The 17,746-nt window shown below is 39.8% G+C and carries 22 protein-coding genes; 8 read left to right on the top strand and 14 right to left on the bottom strand.

All coding sequences use genetic code 11. The features are described from left to right. From B5473_RS12795 to xerD, 7 genes are all read right to left on the bottom strand, one after another. A complete protein-coding gene (locus B5473_RS12795) occupies positions 1-768 on the bottom strand; it encodes a SigF/SigG family RNA polymerase sporulation sigma factor (RefSeq protein WP_079525741.1) in 768 nt (255 codons plus the stop codon). Positions 769-780: 12 nt separating this feature from the next. Beyond that, entirely contained in the window at positions 781-1,221 is a 441-nt protein-coding gene (gene spoIIAB, locus B5473_RS12790) for an anti-sigma F factor (protein ID WP_079525739.1), read from the bottom strand. Then, positions 1,206-1,568 carry an anti-sigma F factor antagonist gene (gene spoIIAA, locus B5473_RS12785; RefSeq protein WP_008408083.1) on the bottom strand — a complete coding sequence of 121 codons (363 nt, stop codon included), beginning with the start codon at positions 1,566-1,568 and terminating at the stop codon, positions 1,206-1,208. The genes spoIIAB and spoIIAA overlap by 16 nt, the downstream gene beginning before the upstream one ends. A gap of 231 nt (positions 1,569-1,799) precedes the next feature. Beyond that, the gene (locus B5473_RS12780) at positions 1,800-3,569 is read right to left on the bottom strand and encodes a SulP family inorganic anion transporter (RefSeq protein ID WP_079525737.1); all 1,770 of its coding nucleotides are present in this window, start codon (positions 3,567-3,569) and stop codon (positions 1,800-1,802) included. Between the two features lie 152 nt (positions 3,570-3,721). After that, the gene (locus B5473_RS12775) at positions 3,722-5,026 is read right to left on the bottom strand and encodes a pyrimidine-nucleoside phosphorylase (RefSeq protein ID WP_079525734.1); all 1,305 of its coding nucleotides are present in this window, start codon (positions 5,024-5,026) and stop codon (positions 3,722-3,724) included. Positions 5,027-5,040: 14 nt separating this feature from the next. Next, a complete protein-coding gene (deoB, locus tag B5473_RS12770) occupies positions 5,041-6,219 on the bottom strand; it encodes a phosphopentomutase (protein ID WP_079525732.1) in 1,179 nt (392 codons plus the stop codon). A gap of 142 nt (positions 6,220-6,361) precedes the next feature. Further along, entirely contained in the window at positions 6,362-7,264 is a 903-nt protein-coding gene (xerD, locus tag B5473_RS12765) for a site-specific tyrosine recombinase XerD (protein ID WP_079525730.1), read from the bottom strand. 233 nt (positions 7,265-7,497) lie between these two features. On the opposite strand from xerD, the gene B5473_RS12760 reads away from it, so the two are divergent. The 3 genes from B5473_RS12760 to B5473_RS12750 all read left to right on the top strand — a co-directional run bounded on the left by B5473_RS12760 (position 7,498) and on the right by B5473_RS12750 (position 9,683). Beyond that, entirely contained in the window at positions 7,498-7,851 is a 354-nt protein-coding gene (locus tag B5473_RS12760; RefSeq protein ID WP_254865310.1) for a MerR family transcriptional regulator, read from the top strand. 36 nt (positions 7,852-7,887) lie between these two features. Further along, a complete protein-coding gene (locus B5473_RS12755; RefSeq protein WP_079525726.1) occupies positions 7,888-9,204 on the top strand; it encodes a hemolysin family protein in 1,317 nt (438 codons plus the stop codon). Between the two features lie 134 nt (positions 9,205-9,338). After that, positions 9,339-9,683: a general stress protein gene (locus B5473_RS12750; protein ID WP_079525724.1), complete on the top strand. Its 345-nt coding sequence runs from the start codon at positions 9,339-9,341 to the stop codon at positions 9,681-9,683. Positions 9,684-9,804: 121 nt separating this feature from the next. Here the strand turns inward: B5473_RS12750 and fur are convergent, their stop codons facing one another. From fur to B5473_RS12735, 3 genes are all read right to left on the bottom strand, one after another. Further along, entirely contained in the window at positions 9,805-10,272 is a 468-nt protein-coding gene (gene fur, locus B5473_RS12745) for a ferric iron uptake transcriptional regulator (RefSeq protein ID WP_079525722.1), read from the bottom strand. A gap of 64 nt (positions 10,273-10,336) precedes the next feature. Continuing rightward, positions 10,337-10,846, bottom strand: coding sequence for a hypothetical protein (locus tag B5473_RS12740; protein WP_079525720.1), 510 nt, complete (start codon positions 10,844-10,846; stop codon positions 10,337-10,339). A 58-nt stretch (positions 10,847-10,904) separates the two neighbouring features. After that, on the bottom strand, positions 10,905-11,456 hold the full coding sequence (locus B5473_RS12735; protein ID WP_079525718.1) for an NUDIX domain-containing protein: 552 nt from the start codon (positions 11,454-11,456) through the stop codon (positions 10,905-10,907). Between the two features lie 87 nt (positions 11,457-11,543). Between B5473_RS12735 and B5473_RS12730 the strand changes: the two genes are divergently transcribed. After that, positions 11,544-12,434, top strand: coding sequence for an aldo/keto reductase (locus tag B5473_RS12730; protein ID WP_079525716.1), 891 nt, complete (start codon positions 11,544-11,546; stop codon positions 12,432-12,434). Beyond that, a complete protein-coding gene (locus tag B5473_RS12725) occupies positions 12,431-12,913 on the top strand; it encodes a VanZ family protein (RefSeq protein ID WP_079525714.1) in 483 nt (160 codons plus the stop codon). The genes B5473_RS12730 and B5473_RS12725 overlap by 4 nt, the downstream gene beginning before the upstream one ends. A gap of 54 nt (positions 12,914-12,967) precedes the next feature. Here B5473_RS12725 and B5473_RS12720 read toward each other — a convergent pair whose 3' ends face one another. Both B5473_RS12720 and B5473_RS12715 read right to left on the bottom strand, forming a co-directional pair. Continuing rightward, entirely contained in the window at positions 12,968-13,222 is a 255-nt protein-coding gene (locus tag B5473_RS12720) for a YqkE family protein (RefSeq protein WP_008408065.1), read from the bottom strand. 21 nt (positions 13,223-13,243) lie between these two features. Continuing rightward, a complete protein-coding gene (locus tag B5473_RS12715; protein WP_079525712.1) occupies positions 13,244-14,422 on the bottom strand; it encodes an acetyl-CoA C-acetyltransferase in 1,179 nt (392 codons plus the stop codon). A gap of 178 nt (positions 14,423-14,600) precedes the next feature. Between B5473_RS12715 and B5473_RS12710 the strand changes: the two genes are divergently transcribed. Then, entirely contained in the window at positions 14,601-15,554 is a 954-nt protein-coding gene (locus tag B5473_RS12710; protein ID WP_079525710.1) for an alpha/beta hydrolase, read from the top strand. Between the two features lie 107 nt (positions 15,555-15,661). Here B5473_RS12710 and B5473_RS12705 read toward each other — a convergent pair whose 3' ends face one another. Then, entirely contained in the window at positions 15,662-16,132 is a 471-nt protein-coding gene (locus tag B5473_RS12705) for an S-ribosylhomocysteine lyase (RefSeq protein WP_079525708.1), read from the bottom strand. A 145-nt stretch (positions 16,133-16,277) separates the two neighbouring features. Further along, the gene (locus tag B5473_RS12700; RefSeq protein WP_008408061.1) at positions 16,278-16,499 is read right to left on the bottom strand and encodes a YneF family protein; all 222 of its coding nucleotides are present in this window, start codon (positions 16,497-16,499) and stop codon (positions 16,278-16,280) included. Positions 16,500-16,735: 236 nt separating this feature from the next. On the opposite strand from B5473_RS12700, the gene B5473_RS12695 reads away from it, so the two are divergent. After that, the gene (locus B5473_RS12695; RefSeq protein ID WP_079525706.1) at positions 16,736-17,089 is read left to right on the top strand and encodes a lmo0954 family membrane protein; all 354 of its coding nucleotides are present in this window, start codon (positions 16,736-16,738) and stop codon (positions 17,087-17,089) included. Positions 17,090-17,101: 12 nt separating this feature from the next. Then, positions 17,102-17,728 carry a PspA/IM30 family protein gene (locus tag B5473_RS12690; protein WP_079525704.1) on the top strand — a complete coding sequence of 209 codons (627 nt, stop codon included), beginning with the start codon at positions 17,102-17,104 and terminating at the stop codon, positions 17,726-17,728. Positions 17,729-17,746: the final 18 nt, after the last annotated feature.

Here is a 17,746-nt window from a genome sequence, read left to right as displayed (position 1 = left end):
TTATCTGCTTAATGTAGACTGATCCATCCATGATTTCAACTGGGCTAGTATTTTCTTTTCCAATCGTGATACTTGTACTTGTGAGATACCGAGACGATCGGCAATTTCCGTCTGGGTTAAATCCAGATAATAGCGGAAATAAATGATCGATTGTTCCCGTTTCCCTAGTCTCTTCAACATGTCTTTTAATGGAACGTAGTCAAATGCAAGCTCAGACTTATCGTCCCGCATCTGATCCATTAATGTAATGGAATCTCCATCATTTTCAAAGAGCTGATCATGCAAACTAGCCGGATCACGCATCGCATCAGTTGCCAATAAAATATCTTCTTGTGAAACTTGCAATATTTCAGCCAGCTCTGCAACAGATGGAGGTTTTTCATTCGTTTTTAAATAGTCATCAGTCGCATGACGAATTTTGTAATTCAATTCCCGAATAGAACGACTTACCTTTACCATACCGTCATCTCTTAAAAAACGTTGAATCTCCCCAATAATCATCGGCACTGCATATGTGGAAAATTTCACTTCATAGGACAAGTCGAATTTATCAACCGATTTCATTAAGCCAATACAGCCAATTTGAAACAAATCTTCCAGTTCAACACCCCTTGATGCGAAGCGTTGAACGATAGACCAAACAAGTCTAGTATTTCCTTCAATCATCGTTTTTCTCGCAACTTGATCGCCTTGTTGTGACTTTGCGATTAGTTCACGCATATAAGCTTGCGTTAATAACGTTTCAGATGACTGCTCGATGTTCCCCATCCCCTTATTTCGTTATGTCACGAGTGTCCCTATTGGCAAAATTTGTTTTGTGAATGTTACGACTGTGCCTTTTCCTAGTACGGATTCTACTTGCAGGAAATCCGAAAAACTTTCCATAATTGTAAAGCCCATTCCGGAACGTTCAAGCTCCGGCTTCGTTGTAAATAATGGCTCACGTGCTTGTTCGATATCTTCAATTCCGCAACCTTCATCTTTAATTGTCACACTTACTTCCGAACCGTAACGAACCGCATAAACCGTAATAATGCCATGCGGATTATCGGCATAACCATGGATAATGGCGTTCGATACAGCCTCTGATACGATTGTTTTACATTCCGATAGCTCTTCAATTGTCGGATCGAGTTGTGCCATAAAGCTTGTAACGGCAATACGTGCCAACCCTTCATTTTCACTGCGCGCCAAAAAAGTTAGCGTCATTTCGTTATCCATTGACAATCCCCCTCGCTGTGTGAAATAACTTGCTGTTCAGATGCAAATTGTATTAGATTTCCTAAACCGGAATACTGGAATATTTTCTGCATCGTTTTTGACGGATTTAACAAGATTGTTTGTCCATCGACAGCTCGGAGTTCTCGCATCCTGCCAAGCACTAATCCAATTCCGGAACTGTCCATAAAATGCAAATGCTCTAAATTCCAAACGAGTAATTTTACATTTCCTTGTAAAATAGCTTTCGATATATGTGTTCTCACTTTTTCTGTCTCATGATGATCCAGTTCGCCAAATAGTTGGACAATCAATACATCATTTGGATACATCGTTAAATTAAAGTTCACCTACATCGCCTCCTTCTTGCATGCAAATTCGGCAAGTTCAGGAATAATCCTATCTAGCTGACAAAACTAGTGTTCATTCGTTAAAAGTAGTGCTCCTGCGACAACTAAAATCAGTATAGGTAACGCGGTCTATTTTTAATCATCCTTAACATGAAAAAAGAGACTGAACAGAAAGTTTTACCTTTCCATTCAGTCTCTTATTCTTTGTTCTTTTTCAGAATTTTATACATGTTATATTGTTGCTTCGGTCAATTTATTCTGTGCCTGCACTTCATGCTCTGATAGCGGGATGCCATTTGCTAGCAATTGGCATTCTTTAAACGCATAATGTGTGCATCCAATACAATTATTTACCTCGATATACTGGCATGCCGCTGATATGGCGTCACTTGTCGTATTATAAAAATGTTCCGCTTCCATTAAATCATACAACCCGCTTCGCTTTAGCATTTGCTCTAATCCAGGCTGTACATTTGTTACGAAAACTTTACCACCATAAGAGTTTATATTTTGAAGGATATTGCGGAAATATTCTTCCCCTGTCGAATCGATATACGGCACTTTACGCATACGAAGGATAAACACTTTCGGACGTTCCTGTATTGTCAGCATTGTCTGTTCAAACTTTTCAGCAGCACCAAAAAATAGAGGACCTTCTATTGTATAAATACTGATTTGCGGACAATCATGAAAATCTGATACAATCTGAGGCTGCAACTTTCCGTTCTCCCTGTCCAAATTCGGCAGTACTTTGGAAACAGTAAGGCTATCGCCCATGCTTTTCGCAAATAGGATCACCGCTAAAATGAGTCCCGCCATTACAGCAACCGTTAAGCTCATAAATACTGTCAGTAAAAATGTAATACATAGAACAAGCGAATCTCCGGATTTCAATTTTAGAATGTGCGCGAAATGGTGACGTTCGCTCATATTCCATGCGACCATCATGAGTACAGGTGCTAAACTCGCAAGTGGTATATGTACCGCTAATGGCGCGAGCAATAATAGCGTGACTAAAACGAAGATTCCATGGATTACCCCTGACATTGGCGAAACAGCACCGGATTTAATATTAGTAGCCGTTCGTGCAATTGCCCCGGTAGCAGGTATTCCTCCAAAAAACGGTGTCACAATATTGGCAACCCCTTGCCCGATCAGTTCCCGGTTACTGTTATGTTTGCTGTTCGTCATGCCGTCTGCAACAACCGCCGATAGCAGCGATTCAATCCCGCCGAGCATCGCAATGACAAACGCTGGACCGATGAGCATGTAAATACGTTCAAATGTTATTTCCGGTATGTGGAACTGAGGAAGTGTATTCGGTATTGCACCATATGTGGAGCCAATTGTGGCAACATGCCCCTGTAAAAAAAGTACCGTTACAAAAGAGGACACAATTATGCCAATTAGGGCACCCGGCACTTTCGGTAAAACTTTTGGGGCCATAAGTATTAATGCGAAGCTTATAATTGCAACGAGTAAACTATAAAAATTAACGGTTTCAATATTGGAAGCAATTTCAAGAACATTCATATGAAACTTCTCATGCTGCTCCATATTTGTTAACCCTAAAAAATTTCCTATTTGTCCGGTAAAAATAATGACGGCAATTCCTGCTGTAAAGCCTACTGTAACGGGCCTCGGGATAAATTTGATCAGTGACCCCAGCCTGAAAATTCCCATCAGCAGCAGCATAATTCCCGCCATTAAACCTGCGATGAGCAAGTTTTCATACCCGTAAACGAGCACAACTCCAAGCAAAATCGGAACGAAAGCACCTGTCGGACCGCCGATTTGGAATTTTGAACCTCCTAATAAGGAAATTAAAATACCTGCGATAATTGCTGTGTAAATTCCGTATTCCGGTTTGACCCCTGAGGCAATGGCAAAACTCATCGCCAACGGTACAGCAATAATCCCGACAATCGTCCCGGATAACAAATCCTTTTTGAAATGGGCGAATGAATAGCCTTCAAATCTTCCCGACCACTTAACTTTCATAGTATCCCTTCTTCTTATAAATATTCATAAAACAGAATTTTTATTACTTTAAGCAGTAATATACTTCTTAGTTTAACATATTTGTAAAATATTTAAAGCACAAAAAAAGTCTTCCGCAACCCATTCCAGATTGCGAAAGACTTCTAATTTTATTATTGTGTAATAATTGCTTCGATTAATTTTGGTGATTCGACTTTTTCTGCAGAAATGTATACATGTGCATAAATCTTTTCTAATACTGCGTCGATATTTTCCGTATTAGCATGGATTGTCATAAGCGATTCGCCTACTTCGACTTGATCGCCTACTTTTTTATGAAGGACAAGCCCTACCGCTAAGTCAATTTCAGATTCCTTCGTTGCACGACCTGCACCAAGAAGCATTGCAGCTGTTCCGATATCATCCGCTTCAATTTTTGAGACATAGCCTGACTGTTTTGCAGGAACATCAAATTTGAATTTAGCCTGAGGTAAACGAGATGGGTCATCAACGACTGAAGCATCTCCGCCTTGTGCAGCGATGAATTTTTTCAGTACTTCCAATGCTGCCCCGTTAGCTACAACTTCCTCCAGCATTTTTCGAGCTTCTTCGATTGTTTTTGCTTTGCCGCCAACAACAACCATTTGTGATCCTAATGTATAGCAAAGTTCATTTAAATCAGCCGGACCTTTACCTTTTAATGTATCGATCGCTTCTTGTACTTCAAGAGCATTGCCGATTGCATATCCTAAAGGCTGACTCATATCCGAAATAATCGCCATTGTTTTACGGCCAACGTTATTTCCGATTTTCACCATAGCTTCAGCAAGTTTAATTGAATCTTCAACCGTTTTCATAAATGCGCCGTCACCTGTTTTAACATCAAGAACAATTGCATCTGCACCTGCAGCAATTTTCTTCGACATAATTGAGCCGGCAATTAGAGGAATGCTTGAAACCGTTCCTGTAACATCACGTAGCGCATACAGCTTCTTATCCGCTGGTGTTAAGTTGCCTGATTGACCGATAACAGCCATGCCGATTTCATTTACTTGTTTTGAAAACTCTTCACTTGTTAATTCAACGTGGAAACCTTCAATCGCTTCAAGCTTGTCGATCGTACCGCCTGTGTGACCTAATCCACGACCACTCATTTTTGCTACCGGAACACCGACAGCAGCTACCATTGCAGCTAATGGCAATGTCGTTGTATCGCCAACTCCGCCTGTTGAGTGTTTGTCTACTTTTACGCCTGCAATTGAAGAAAGGTCGATTTGGTCACCTGACTCCACCATTGCCATTGTTAAATCCGCGCGTTCGCGATCTGTCATATCCTGAAAGTAAATTGCCATACATAACGCACTTGCCTGATAATCAGGAATCGTGCCATCTGTATATCCTTCAACAAAGAAACGAATTTCAGCTGTTGTCAATTCTTCGCCGTTACGTTTTTTTTCAATAATATCTACCATTCTCATGTGGAAAATCCCCCTTATTTCAGCTCTGATAAAAAGCTTTTTCCGAACTGCGGTGCTGCAATGTTAAAATTATCTGCAATTGTTGCTGCAATATCCGCAAATGTCTCACGTAACTCCAATTCTGCACCAGCTGTAAAGCGCGGTGAGTAAACAATTAACGGTACATATTCACGTGTATGGTCTGTACCAGGGAATGTCGGGTCGTTTCCGTGGTCTGCCGTAATAATCAGCAGATCATCCGCTGATAACGCTTCCATAACTTCCGGTAAACGACGGTCAAATTCTTCCAATGCCTGACCATAGCCGATCGGATCGCGTCGGTGTCCAAAGTTCGCATCAAAGTCCACTAAGTTCAGGAAGCTGATACCATGGAAATCACGACGAACAACTTCCGCCATTTTGTCCATTCCATCCGTGTTGTCTTTCGTACGAATTGCTTCTGTTACCCCGTCACCATTAAAGATGTCGGAAATTTTACCGATTGCAATGACATCAAGTTTCGCGTCCTTCATTTCAGCCATTGTCGTGCGTCCAAATGGCGTCAATGCATAGTCATGACGGTTTGATGTACGTGTAAAGTTACCTGGTTCGCCAACGAACGGACGGGCAATTACACGACCTACTAAAAATTCAGCATCCAATGTTAATTCACGTGCAATTTCACAAATTTTATAAAGTTCTTCTACTGGAATAACTTCTTCATGTGCTGCGATTTGCATAACCGGGTCTGCCGATGTATACACAATAATTGCACCTGTTTCCATATGTTCCGGACCGTAATCGTCAATGACAGCGGTTCCACTGTAAGGTAAATTACAAAGTACTTTGCGGCCAGTTGCTTCTTCCAGCTTAGAAATCAGTTCCGCGGGAAAGCCTTCTGGATATACTTTAAACGGAGTATCGATGTTCAGACCCATGATCTCCCAGTGACCTGTCATTGTATCTTTACCAACAGATGCTTCTTGCATCATGCCGTAAAATGCAGCAGGTTTTTCAGTTTTATTAATGCCTTTAAGTTCACGAATATTCGATAAACCCAACTTCTCCATATTCGGCATATTTAAGCCATTCATTTTTTCTGCGATATGTCCTAATGTATTTGAGCCAGCATCGCCAAATTTATCGGCATCCGGTGCTTCACCGATACCAACAGAATCCATTACAATTACATGTACTTTCTTAAACGGTTGCATAATGCTTTCAACTCCTCTTCTTCCATTCTATTTTACATAAAACGTCTAAACAAAGTAAAGGTCAGACATCCGATTTCAAAAAGATTTATTTTTAATAGAAAAAAGCTAAGCTCCCCATTAGTCTAACGCGATTATGCCGTTTTTAAGCACGAGGATGGAATTGTTTATATACTTCCGATAAACGGGTTTTACTTACATGTGTATAAATTTGTGTCGTTGATATATCTGCATGGCCTAAAAGCTCCTGTACCGCACGCAAATCGGCACCATTTTCAATGAGATGTGTCGCAAAGGAATGGCGCAGAACATGCGGTGTAATTTCTTTGGAAATACCTGCTGCTGACGCATGTTCCTTAATGATTTTCCAGCAGCCTTGTCTCGTGAATCTTTTCCCTCTCTGCGTAATGAAAAACGCATCATTTTTAGGTGCATCACCTAAAAGCTGAGGTCTCGCCTGCTCCAAATAATTTACACACGCAGAAATCGCACTTCGCCCAAGCGGTATAATACGTTCTTTTCCACCCTTACCAAATACACGGACGAAGCCCATTGTCATATGAACATCTTCCAAGTTCAGTTCAATCAGTTCACTGATACGCATTCCGGAACCGTACATCATTTCCAAAATGGCAATATCCCGAGTGCCCTGTGGTTTTTCAACGGACGGTGCTGTCAAAAGTGCATCAATTTCTTCTATTGATAATACTTTTGGTAAAGACAGTTCTTTTTTAGGCATTTCCAAATGAACGGTAGGATCTTGATTCGTCACCTTTTCCCTCAATAAAAACTGATGAAAAGAACGAATCGATGAAATTTGTCTCGATATCGTCTTCGATGATTTTCCTACAGACCGTAAGCTGTCCAAATAAAGCAAAATATGTTCGCGCATAACTTTATCAAATTCCATGATCTGCTGTTCATGATGGATGTGACGGGCATATGCGACTAAATCACGCTTATAGGATTGTAATGTATTATCAGATAGCTGACGTTCGACTTTAATAAAATGTAGATAATCTTCTATTGAATCTTTTAAAGCTTGCATATTCATCGCCCCTCTTGCATTCTATACATTTATATTACCATTTTCGTACAATTGAAGTGACGTTTTATCCTTCATTCATCCATTTTTTCAGTGCATCACAGTATTCCAGTAAGATAGCATCCCATTTACAAAATGTACTATTTACGGTATTCTTGAAAGTAAAACGTGACAGATTGAGGTGATAATTTGGGATCGACAAACTAAAAATCGGAGAGCTTGCAGCAGCAACTGGCGTGACAAAACGAACTATTGATTATTATACGAATTTGGGCCTTCTAAAAGTTGAACGTTCGGCATCCAATTATCGCTATTATGATAAAGAGATGATTGAACGTATACACTGGATTGAAGAGCAGAAGAAGCTTGGCAAGTGCCTCGAAGAAATTCACCGCTCACTTGGCCCTTCAAAAGAAGAACCCGAAGAAATCGATGTTCAGGATATTCGACTGCAAATGCGCAAGCTAGAACATGATGTAACGGTATTAATGGAGCATTTAGATGACAAAGAGCGGCAGAAACTCCGTAAAAAAGTTTCGCCTGAAAGTGTTGCACTCATGCAATCACTATTATTAATTTTAAATAACTAGGAGGTGAACGTTCTACTTCGTGAGTAGAACGCTCGTTTGACCACAATCATTAACTTAATTATTTTCGCGGTTTTAATCGCTTTTACGGCCTTTTTCGTTGCAACGGAATTTGCGATCGTAAAAGTACGTCAATCTCGTATTGACCAACTTGTAGCTGAGGGTAAAGCCGGTTCCATTTCAGCTAAAAATGTAACATCCCACCTTGATGAATATTTATCGGCATGTCAATTAGGTATTACGGTTACTGCGCTAGGAATCGGTATGGTCGGTGAATCCACATTTGAGTTTATACTTCACCCATTCTTTGAATCGATTGGAATTGACACAGAATATATTCATTGGTTTACATTAGGTGGCGCATTCTTTTTAGCGACATTCTTCCACGTAGTAGTAGGTGAACTTGCACCTAAAACGATTGCCATCCAAAAAGCGGAAGCGATTACACTGGCATTCGCAAAGCCTATACAATTATTCTATAAACTTATGTTCCCGTTAATCTGGCTTTTAAATGGTTCAGCACGTTTATTATTAAAATTGTTCGGGATGCGACCAGCGAGCGAACATGAACTCTCTCATACGGAAGAGGAATTGCGCCTGCTTCTATCGGAGAGCTATAAATCCGGCGAGATCAATGTAAACGAATTAAAATATGTAAACAATGTATTTGAATTCGATGATAAAATCGCACGTGAAATTATGGTTCCCCGTACTGATATTGTCGGCTTTGATGTAACTGCAACGTTCGAAGAAGTTTTAACACAAGTTTCAGAGGAACGCTATACACGCTACCCGGTTTATGATGGGGACCGCGACAATATATTAGGTTTTTTAAACATTAAAGACTTTTTAACACTCGGTATGAATAATCGGATCAATCCGGCGACATTTAAATTGGAAGACTATATTAATCCGGTCGTTCGCACAATTGAAACAACACCGATTCAAAGTTTGCTTCAGATAATGCAGAAAAAGCGTATTCACATTGCGATCCTGCTTGATGAATATGGCGGAACGAGCGGTATGATTACCGTTGAAGACATTTTGGAAGAGCTTGTCGGTGAAATTCGCGATGAGTTTGATGATGATGAAGTTTCAGATATTCGTAAAATTGGTGATGATCATTATTTAGTCTATTCTAAGGTATTGCTTGAAGATATTTCTAAACTGCTGTTTCTTGATATTGAAGACCCGAATGTTGATACAATCGGGGGCTGGTACTTCACAAACATGCCAGATTTAAATATTGAAGATACATTTATTTTCGAAAACTATGCATTTAAAATCCATGAAATTGATGGCCATCAGCTGCAGTTTTTAGAAATAAAGAAAATGCATGATCTCATAGAACAGTAGCCGTTTAAACAAGATGATTTCCAGCTGTATGCATGTTCTCCCGAAAGTTAAAATACGACTTTATGAATCTTAACGTTTTAATTGTAAGAGTTCGGGAATAACATAAGTATTCATACAAAGGAGAGTGTATATATATGGCAATTATCAAATCAGTAGAAAACGGTGTGCAAGCAAAATCAGTAATCGAATCATTTATTACAGAGGGCTATGATCGCGATCATATTCATGTTTTCGCAAACAGTAATAAACGTGCGGAAGATATTGCCGACTTTTTCGATGTTGATGCAAACAAAACTCCAGGAACAACGGAAAATGAAAAAGGCTTCTTGGCATCGATTAAAAACTTCTTCCAAAGTACTCCGGAAGATCTGCACCATCAGCTTGCTGATATCGGTGTAGGCGAAAATGAACATGCTTCTGCAAAGAATGATCTGGATGCAGGTAAGATTCTAATTGTTGCCCATCATCCGGGGAAATAGATAAAAATAATAAAACTCTATTTCTCTCATTTGAGGGAAATAGAGTTTTTTTTTGCGGCAATAGCAAAATCGCGCACAAAAAAAGAACAGCAAAATATGCTGCCCCTTCTTTGATTATAGATTATGCATTGCTGTCTCCAGAGTTGTCATTATTATCATGACAACGCCAGCAGATGCCATGGAATGTCAGACGGTGATCTTTGATTATAAAGTTCCAACGTTTCTCCACAATTTCTTCTACATCTTCTAGTAAATCTTCTTGAATTTCATCTACTGCGCCACATTCGATACAAACTAGATGATGATGGAAATGCTTTGCGCCCTCTTGACGTAAATCATAACGGGACACTCCATCACCAAAATTAATTTTATCGACAATTTTCAGCTCTGTTAAAAGCTCCAATGTACGGTATACAGTAGCTAGTCCAATCTCTGGTGCTTTTTCTTTTACTAATAAGTAAACATCTTCAGCACTTAAATGATCTTCCTCATGCTCCAGTAAAACCGCTACTGTTGCTTCTCGCTGTGGCGTCAGCTTATAGCTCGCACTATGCAGTTGCTTTTTAATTCGATCAATACGGCTCTCCATATGTGACGCCCTCCTAAACTCTTTTCATTATACCAAATGAGTAAATCTCATTACAAGACAATGATTATTTAAATAAATAAGTAATTGCTAAAATTTCGACTGCAAAAACAATTAACATCACGACTATCAGGAAAATGATCTTATTCCATGGCATTACCGTTTTCAAGGCTCGTCTACTCGTAGTTTTAGTAGTTATTTGATAGAGCATAATTAAAAGTACACAATATATTAACTGAAATGGAAACCACCAAAATGCATAGAGTTTAATAGATTCATGCTGTACAAGTAAATACACCGAGCTAAAGCCTAAAAACGTTACTTTTATGGCAATAAAAATAAGGCCTATACGCGGCAAATATTTATGTGTCGAAAAGAATAATACAATACTTAAGGCAACTATGAAAGGAACTACACTCCAAAGCAATTCAGGTTTTTCCATTTGGAGCAGTCTACGATCACTATATTTAATAATTTGCTGCACTTGTCCAATATCGAATAACTGATAACAAACTACACCACAAATGAAACATACGACGATCATCGAAGTATATTGAATATATAGATATTTACGCATTTGGACGCCTCCTTGTCCATACAACTTATGCACATAAATTGTCCTTATGCGTAAACAATTATTGATTTAATTTCATTTTTAATTTCAGCCATAAAATCGCAAAAGCCGTTTTGGCATCGTAAATACGGCCGTCCGCAACCATCGCTTCAGCTTCTTCCAGTGATACTTCCATTAACTCTACAAATTCATCTTCGTCTAATTCAGCGGGAATGTCTAATTTTTTCAACTTTTCTGCTACGTAAATATGAATAATTTCATCCGCAAACCCGGGTGAAGTAGCGAAAGCCTGAATAAATTCGAAATGATCAGACGTATACCCTGTCTCTTCCTCCAATTCGCGGCGGGCCGTTACAATAGGCTCCTCCCCTTTTTCCAGCTTACCGGCAGGAATTTCCACAATGGAACGTTCAAGAGCTTTACGGTATTGCTCAACAAGTAAAATTTTATTGTTTTCCGTGATGGCAATTACTGCAACTGCTCCTGGATGATTAATAATTTCACGCTTCCCTGTTTCACCATTCGGAAGCGATACATCGTCTACTTTTAATGAAATAACCTTCCCGGAATAGATTGGTTGGGATTGAATTGTTTTTTCTTCAAATTTTTTCATGACCATGCCTCCACTTGTTCTCTTGCTTATATTCATTGTACCATTAGTAAGAGCTTTTCTAAAATATTGAACCAGGGAGGAATTAACATGAAAAAACGACAATTAGGTACAAGCAATCTTCGTATTTCTGAAATTAGTTTAGGCTGTATGTCATTACCTCCAAATCCAGCAGAAGCAGAAGAGGTCATTCATGCTGCAATTGATGCAGGCATTAATTACTTTGATACCGCCGATCTGTATAATCAGGGAGAAAACGAAAAAGTTGTTGGGGCGGCACTGAAGCCTCACCGCCAAAATATTTACCTGGCATCTAAAGTCGGAAATCGTTGGGAAGAAGGCAAGGAAGGTTGGAGCTGGGATACATCCGCAAATTATATTAATAAAGCGGTACGTGACAGCCTACAACGACTACAGACAGATTACTTGGACCTTTACCAGTTACATGGCGGTACGACCGAAGATAATTGGGAAGAAATTACCGACACATTTGAAAATTTGAAAAAAGAAGGACTTATTCGCGAATACGGCATTTCCTCCATCAGACCGAATGTTTTCATGCCATTTCTGCAAAACAGTGATGCCATCAGCAATATGATGCAGTTTAATATTTTTGATGAACGTGCAAGCGAATTTTTCGATCAGATTCAACAGACAGGTGCTTCTGTCGTAACACGCGGATCGATTGCAAAAGGGTTGCTGACGAACGAATGGCGCACACGCTTAAAGTCTTATATGAGCTATGATGAAGCGGCAGCAAAAGATGTGCTGCAAAAAATTGAACAGCAATGCGATGATGTACATGCAGCTGCCCTCGCTTTCAATTTACAATACCCAACGGTTGCTTCTACAGTAATTGGAGCGCGTACACTCACACAACTGCAGCAAAATCTGCATGCTTATGAAAAAGCGCAAATAATGCAAAATATTTCGGAGATCGACAGCTGGACAAAAACCGACCGTTACACTGAGCATAGATGAAAAAATGGATTGTTCTCGTCATCATCGGAGTAATCGTTGTCATGGTAATGTCCAATATGAGCTATGAACAGCAAACGATAGTTCCGGCGTTAAAAGATCTATTAAAAGACAAACCTTTTGAAGCATGGTTAAGTCAGTTTGAAATTCCATATTGGGGACAAATTATATCGGTTGAAACACGAGGGTATTTTCAATTTCTTGAGTTTCTGATCCGGAAAGCTACCCATTTCTTCGGATACGGTTTATTAGCGGTTATATTCTATACTTTATACCGTAAGCTAAAATGGCGCTTTCCGATCGTTCTTGCCTTTTTTACAGTCGTAGTAATCGCAAGCCTCGATGAATACCGCCAAAGTATGATTCCGGGTCGCAGCGGCCTCGTAGAAGATGTCGTGCTCGATGCATGTGGTGCGTTTACATTGTTAGTGCTCGCAAAACTTATTATTGTTGTATTTAAAAAAGATAGCACACAAAAATAGTGTGCTATCTTTTCATATTTAGAAAGCTTCTTTATAAATTATTCTGGGTTACCGTTAAAATTTCGAACCTTTGTCGCCGTATTGATTTAACAGTTCTTCAAAGCTCATATTTTTTTCGCGTTGTTTGCGTTCGAATGCCGCTTTTGCCAGACGCTCTTCTTCTTTCGCCTTTTCGTCTGCCACCATTTCCTGCTTCGCTGCCTTCAGCTTGGCTAATACATCGCCGCCTAACTGATCGGCCAATGTTGCTGCCTTATCTTTTGGAAGCTCGAATTCATTCGTCGTTCTTTGCTGTTTCTTTTTTGCCATCATTTTCACCTACAATTAATTTTAGCGTTGTACAATTGTTGCAACACCTTGTCCGCCACCAATACATAATGTTGCAAGACCTAATTTTGCATCCCGTTTTTGCATTTCATGTAATAATGTAACCAAAATTCGTGTTCCGCTTGCCCCGATTGGGTGACCAAGTGCAATTGCCCCGCCATTTACATTTAGTTTATCATGATTGAACGCCAATTCGCGATCAACTGCAATCGCCTGAGCGGCAAATGCTTCATTCGCTTCGATTAAGTCCATATCATCCAATGTTACATTCGCTTTCGACAAAGCTTTTTTCACCGCAGTTACCGGTCCGATTCCCATTACAGAAGGATCAACCCCTGCGCTCGCATTTGCGACGATCGTAGCAAGTGGTGTAAGGCCTAATTCAAAAGCGCGCTGCTTTGACATCACGACAACTGCTGCAGCTCCGTCATTAATGCCGGAAGCGTTCCCTGCAGTAACCGAACCGTCTTTCTTGAAAGCAGGACGTAACCCGTTCAATTTTTCTGCCGTTGTTCCATGTTTTACATATTCATCTTGTGAAAAAATAACCGGCTCCCCTTTACGCTGAGGAATTTCTACAGGGACAATTTCTTCAGCGAATTTATTTGCGGAAATTGCTTCAGAAGCACGGGCTTGAGAGCGCGCTGCAAATTCATCCTGCTCCTGACGTGAAATGTCATATTGATCACATAAGTTTTCAGCAGTTACCCCCATATGATAGTCATTAAATGCACACCATAAGCCATCCTGAATTAATGTATCGATAATTTTTTGATCTCCCATGCGGAAACCTTCTCTTGCATTTCGCATAATATATGGTGCTTGACTCATATTTTCAAAGCCTCCAGCGACAACAACTTCCGCATCCCCGGCAATGATTGCCTGTGCTGCTAAATGAACGGCCTTTAAGCCTGAACCACATACTTTATTAATTGTCATCGCTGGAACTGTGTATGGTAAACCAGCTTGAATACTTGCCTGTCTTGCCGGGTTTTGACCTAAACCTGCTGCAAGAACATTCCCCATAATAACTTCATCAACTGTTGATGGATCTAATTGAACACGATTCAATGCTTCTTTTATTACGATACTCCCTAAAGTCGGAGCCGAAATATCTTTTAATGCCCCCTGAAAAGCACCAATTGGCGTACGTACTGCACTTACTATTACAACTTCTGTCATGAATATATCCCCCTTTATTGTGAATGGTCCCTTTGTGAGCAAATTTGAACTTGCTTAACTAAATTTTATCAAATATTTCGCATTTTTCACACAAAAGTTTCCAATAATAAATAGATACATATTAGTTGATTTATCCCAATAACTCATCGAATATTAAATTAATTAAGGAGTGATTTTCATGAAAAAACGTACACTGTTTTTATCTGGCAGTATTGTAACAACGCTGCTGGCAGCTGCTACAACAATCACTGGTGTCGTGATGACAAATCACATTATGTATATAAAGAAAAAGGACGATGCTTTCATCCGCGAACGCGAAATTGCGGCAAAACGCTTTGATGAAGCATGGTATGAAGGCTGTCCGAAAGAAATATTATTGATCGATTCTCCAAATGGCTATAAAATAAGCGGCATCTATTTAAAACCTTTGGAAACGAAAAATACAGTCATCATCTGTCATGGCGTCACTGAAAATAAAATTAACTCGATGCGCTATGCCCGAATGTTTGAACGGCTTGGTTTTAATGCTTTTGTATACGATCATCGCCGTCACGGAGAATCTCAAGGAAAAACAACAAGTTACGGCCATTATGAAAAATACGATTTACAGGCAGTAGTTGATACGATCCGAGCTATTACCGGGGAAGATGCCCTGCTCGGTATTCACGGTGAATCAATGGGCGCGGCAACAACACTGCTCTATGCAGGCACGTTATCAGATAATGCGGATTTCTATGTTTCCGACTGCGCTTTTTCAAACTTCCCTGAGCTTCTAAAACGAATTTTTGAAAGTGTTGTACCGATCGATTCGAAATATACCCTCCCTTTCGCAGACTTTTTCATGCGAATCCGCGATGGCTATTCCGTAAAAGAAGTAATGCCGATTGTTGCTGTAAAACAAATTCAAAAGCCCGTCCTCTTTATTCACAGTACGCCGGATGATTTCATTCCTTCCACAATGGCCGAAGAACTGTTCGAACAAAAACCCGAACCTAAAATGCTGAAACTGTTTGAAAAAGGAGAGCATGCGAAATCATTCAACGATAACCCGGGTGACTATGAGCAAACGGTAGCCAAGTTCCTGCATGACTATGTACCGGCATACCGCAATACAACGGATTCTTTAATCTAAAAGAAATAAGCACTTTCTGTTCGTTTCATTGAACAGGAAGTGCTTTTTGGTTTGGAGGCGGGAACAAAAAAAGCCCCCAATTAAATGGAGGCACTATACATTTCCTATTAATCATTAAAAACGATATGCCATTCACCGCGCTTGGCTAAAAATTCTTTTGCCATCTGTTGCGCACCTTCTAAACTATGGCTTGCCGCCCAACCACATTGAACTTCATTGCAGGCAGGAACAGAAGTCGCCGCCAAAACATCCTGAACGGTCTTTTCTAAAATCGCCAACACGCCTTCGTAGTCATCATAGTTCATAAATGAGACATAAAAGCCTGTTTGACAGCCCATTGGCGAGATATCGACAACCGCGTCACTATGATTGCGGATACGGTCTGCCATTAAATGTTCCAGTGAATGAAGTGCCGGCATTTCCATATGCTCTTTGTTCGGCTGCTTAAAGCGGATATCAAATTTTGTCACGACATCGCCCTTCGCCCCTTCTTTTGTGCCCGCTAAACGTACATACGGTGCGACCACTATCGTATGGTCTAAATCAAAGCTCTCTACATTCGTTTTCTCTGTTGCCATTTTCTCTTCCCTCCAATACTTACAATCTATATAAGGATAGACTAGATTATTGTTCTTTTCAACGAAATATTCTGAATTTTGTTTTGCAGAAAATAAAAACTACCTTCTTCACTCAATAGAATGCGAAAGGTAGTCCAACTTTTCATTATTTATCTTGGAATTTGTTCATTTGTGCCATCATTTGACGCACTTGTTTTTCAGACGGTTTACGTCCCATTTGTGCCATCATCACGCGAATCATTTGTTCATTAATTGGCGGGTTTTCTTTTAAATACTTCATCATATATTGACGAGCTGCGTAGAACCCAATTGCCACGCCCCCGATTAAAGCTACGACGATAAGTGTAATTCCTAACCATAAAGCCATTTTGTCCAACCTCCTCCACTACTTATGTACCGAGAAAAACTCTCCAACAAGCATTATACAATAAAAGTTATTACGTTTCTATATATTTTAACTCTCCCGGCAGAAGTTAACTCATGCAAATAACTGTCTGAGTCCGTCTCAGTCTCGAGACCTAGATGAAAATACGGTAACAGGTCGTTATCGGTTTTTTGAATTCACGGTAACATGAATATATCAACGACAAGGAGGAACACATAATGAAAAAGTTTTTCTTATATTCAGTGGCTTTTATCACAGCGATCATTGCACTTTGCCTGCTCGCACCGGTAGCCGGCTTATTAATCTCAGGAGCACTTCTGGCAGCAGGTCTGCACTATTACACAGAAAGTAAATCTACTTTCGGAAAAGTAATGAGCCTAGTTGTCGCTTTAGCCGGTTTAGTAAGTGCATTATCAAACATCCCAGGCTTTATCGGTTTAGCTGCAATCGGTGTATTGTTTTATCTTTATAAAGCACGTAAAAATGAAAAGATTGAATTTTTACCAGGCAAAAAAGAGGAAGAAGATCCATTTACAAACTTTGAACGCGAATGGGCAAATTTAAACAAATAGGAGCGATGGACAATGAGAAATTTATTTACAAAATTTAAATATTCAATTCAGGCGGATTTACATGATATGTTTGATAAGAAGGTCGATAAAAACCCAATTAAAATGCTGAACCACTATATTCGTGAAGCAGAAAAACAAACTGAAGAAACAGGAAAATTGCTTGCACGTCAAGCACAGCTGAAAAAAGAGCTGGAAGTCCAACTTTCACAAACAATCGAAATGCTTGAGAAGCGTGAAAAACAGCTTTTATTGGCTCAGTCAACTGAAGAAGCTGAACTGATTGCGTTTGCACAGGAAGAAATAACGGCTTACACTGCCAGAAAACATGCTCTTCTTTCAAGCATTGATGCTGCGAATACAGAATACTTTGCACTGGAACGCAAATTCGAAACGATGAAACATAAAATTAAAGATATGAAAGTGCGCCAACTACAGCTGATGGGCAAAGAAAATGTCGTGCGTGCCAACCACCAGATGGATAAAGTTCTAACTTCGGACAATGCTGATAATTTCGATGAACTATCAACGTATATTGATGAATTATCTCAAAATATCGAGCGTAAATATGAAGTAACCTCTTTTGAAGCTCGATTGGCACAGCTTGAAAAAGAACAAAAGCTCATAGAACAACCAAAATAATGATATAATGCGTAAAAG

The organism is Solibacillus isronensis (genome assembly GCF_900168685.1).
GTDB lineage: Bacteria > Bacillota > Bacilli > Bacillales_A > Planococcaceae > Solibacillus > Solibacillus isronensis_A.
The sequence above is the reverse complement of the archived record's forward strand: the minus strand, read 5'-3'. Positions and strand labels throughout refer to the sequence as shown.

Coding starts and splice junctions, on each gene's coding strand:
- B5473_RS12795 (WP_079525741.1), bottom strand. CDS start 768: ATGGGGAACATCGAGCAGTCATCTGAAACGTTATTAACGCAAGCTTAT.
- spoIIAB (WP_079525739.1), bottom strand. CDS start 1,221: ATGGATAACGAAATGACGCTAACTTTTTTGGCGCGCAGTGAAAATGAA.
- B5473_RS12780 (WP_079525737.1), bottom strand. CDS start 3,569: ATGAAAGTTAAGTGGTCGGGAAGATTTGAAGGCTATTCATTCGCCCAT.
- B5473_RS12775 (WP_079525734.1), bottom strand. CDS start 5,026: ATGAGAATGGTAGATATTATTGAAAAAAAACGTAACGGCGAAGAATTG.
- deoB (WP_079525732.1), bottom strand. CDS start 6,219: ATGCAACCGTTTAAGAAAGTACATGTAATTGTAATGGATTCTGTTGGT.
- xerD (WP_079525730.1), bottom strand. CDS start 7,264: ATGCAAGCTTTAAAAGATTCAATAGAAGATTATCTACATTTTATTAAA.
- B5473_RS12750 (WP_079525724.1), top strand. CDS start 9,339: ATGGCAATTATCAAATCAGTAGAAAACGGTGTGCAAGCAAAATCAGTA.
- fur (WP_079525722.1), bottom strand. CDS start 10,272: ATGGAGAGCCGTATTGATCGAATTAAAAAGCAACTGCATAGTGCGAGC.
- B5473_RS12740 (WP_079525720.1), bottom strand. CDS start 10,846: ATGCGTAAATATCTATATATTCAATATACTTCGATGATCGTCGTATGT.
- B5473_RS12735 (WP_079525718.1), bottom strand. CDS start 11,456: ATGAAAAAATTTGAAGAAAAAACAATTCAATCCCAACCAATCTATTCC.
- B5473_RS12730 (WP_079525716.1), top strand. CDS start 11,544: ATGAAAAAACGACAATTAGGTACAAGCAATCTTCGTATTTCTGAAATT.
- B5473_RS12725 (WP_079525714.1), top strand. CDS start 12,431: ATGAAAAAATGGATTGTTCTCGTCATCATCGGAGTAATCGTTGTCATG.
- B5473_RS12720 (WP_008408065.1), bottom strand. CDS start 13,222: ATGGCAAAAAAGAAACAGCAAAGAACGACGAATGAATTCGAGCTTCCA.
- B5473_RS12715 (WP_079525712.1), bottom strand. CDS start 14,422: ATGACAGAAGTTGTAATAGTAAGTGCAGTACGTACGCCAATTGGTGCT.
- B5473_RS12710 (WP_079525710.1), top strand. CDS start 14,601: ATGAAAAAACGTACACTGTTTTTATCTGGCAGTATTGTAACAACGCTG.
- B5473_RS12705 (WP_079525708.1), bottom strand. CDS start 16,132: ATGGCAACAGAGAAAACGAATGTAGAGAGCTTTGATTTAGACCATACG.
- B5473_RS12700 (WP_008408061.1), bottom strand. CDS start 16,499: ATGGCTTTATGGTTAGGAATTACACTTATCGTCGTAGCTTTAATCGGG.
- B5473_RS12695 (WP_079525706.1), top strand. CDS start 16,736: ATGAAAAAGTTTTTCTTATATTCAGTGGCTTTTATCACAGCGATCATT.
- B5473_RS12690 (WP_079525704.1), top strand. CDS start 17,102: ATGAGAAATTTATTTACAAAATTTAAATATTCAATTCAGGCGGATTTA.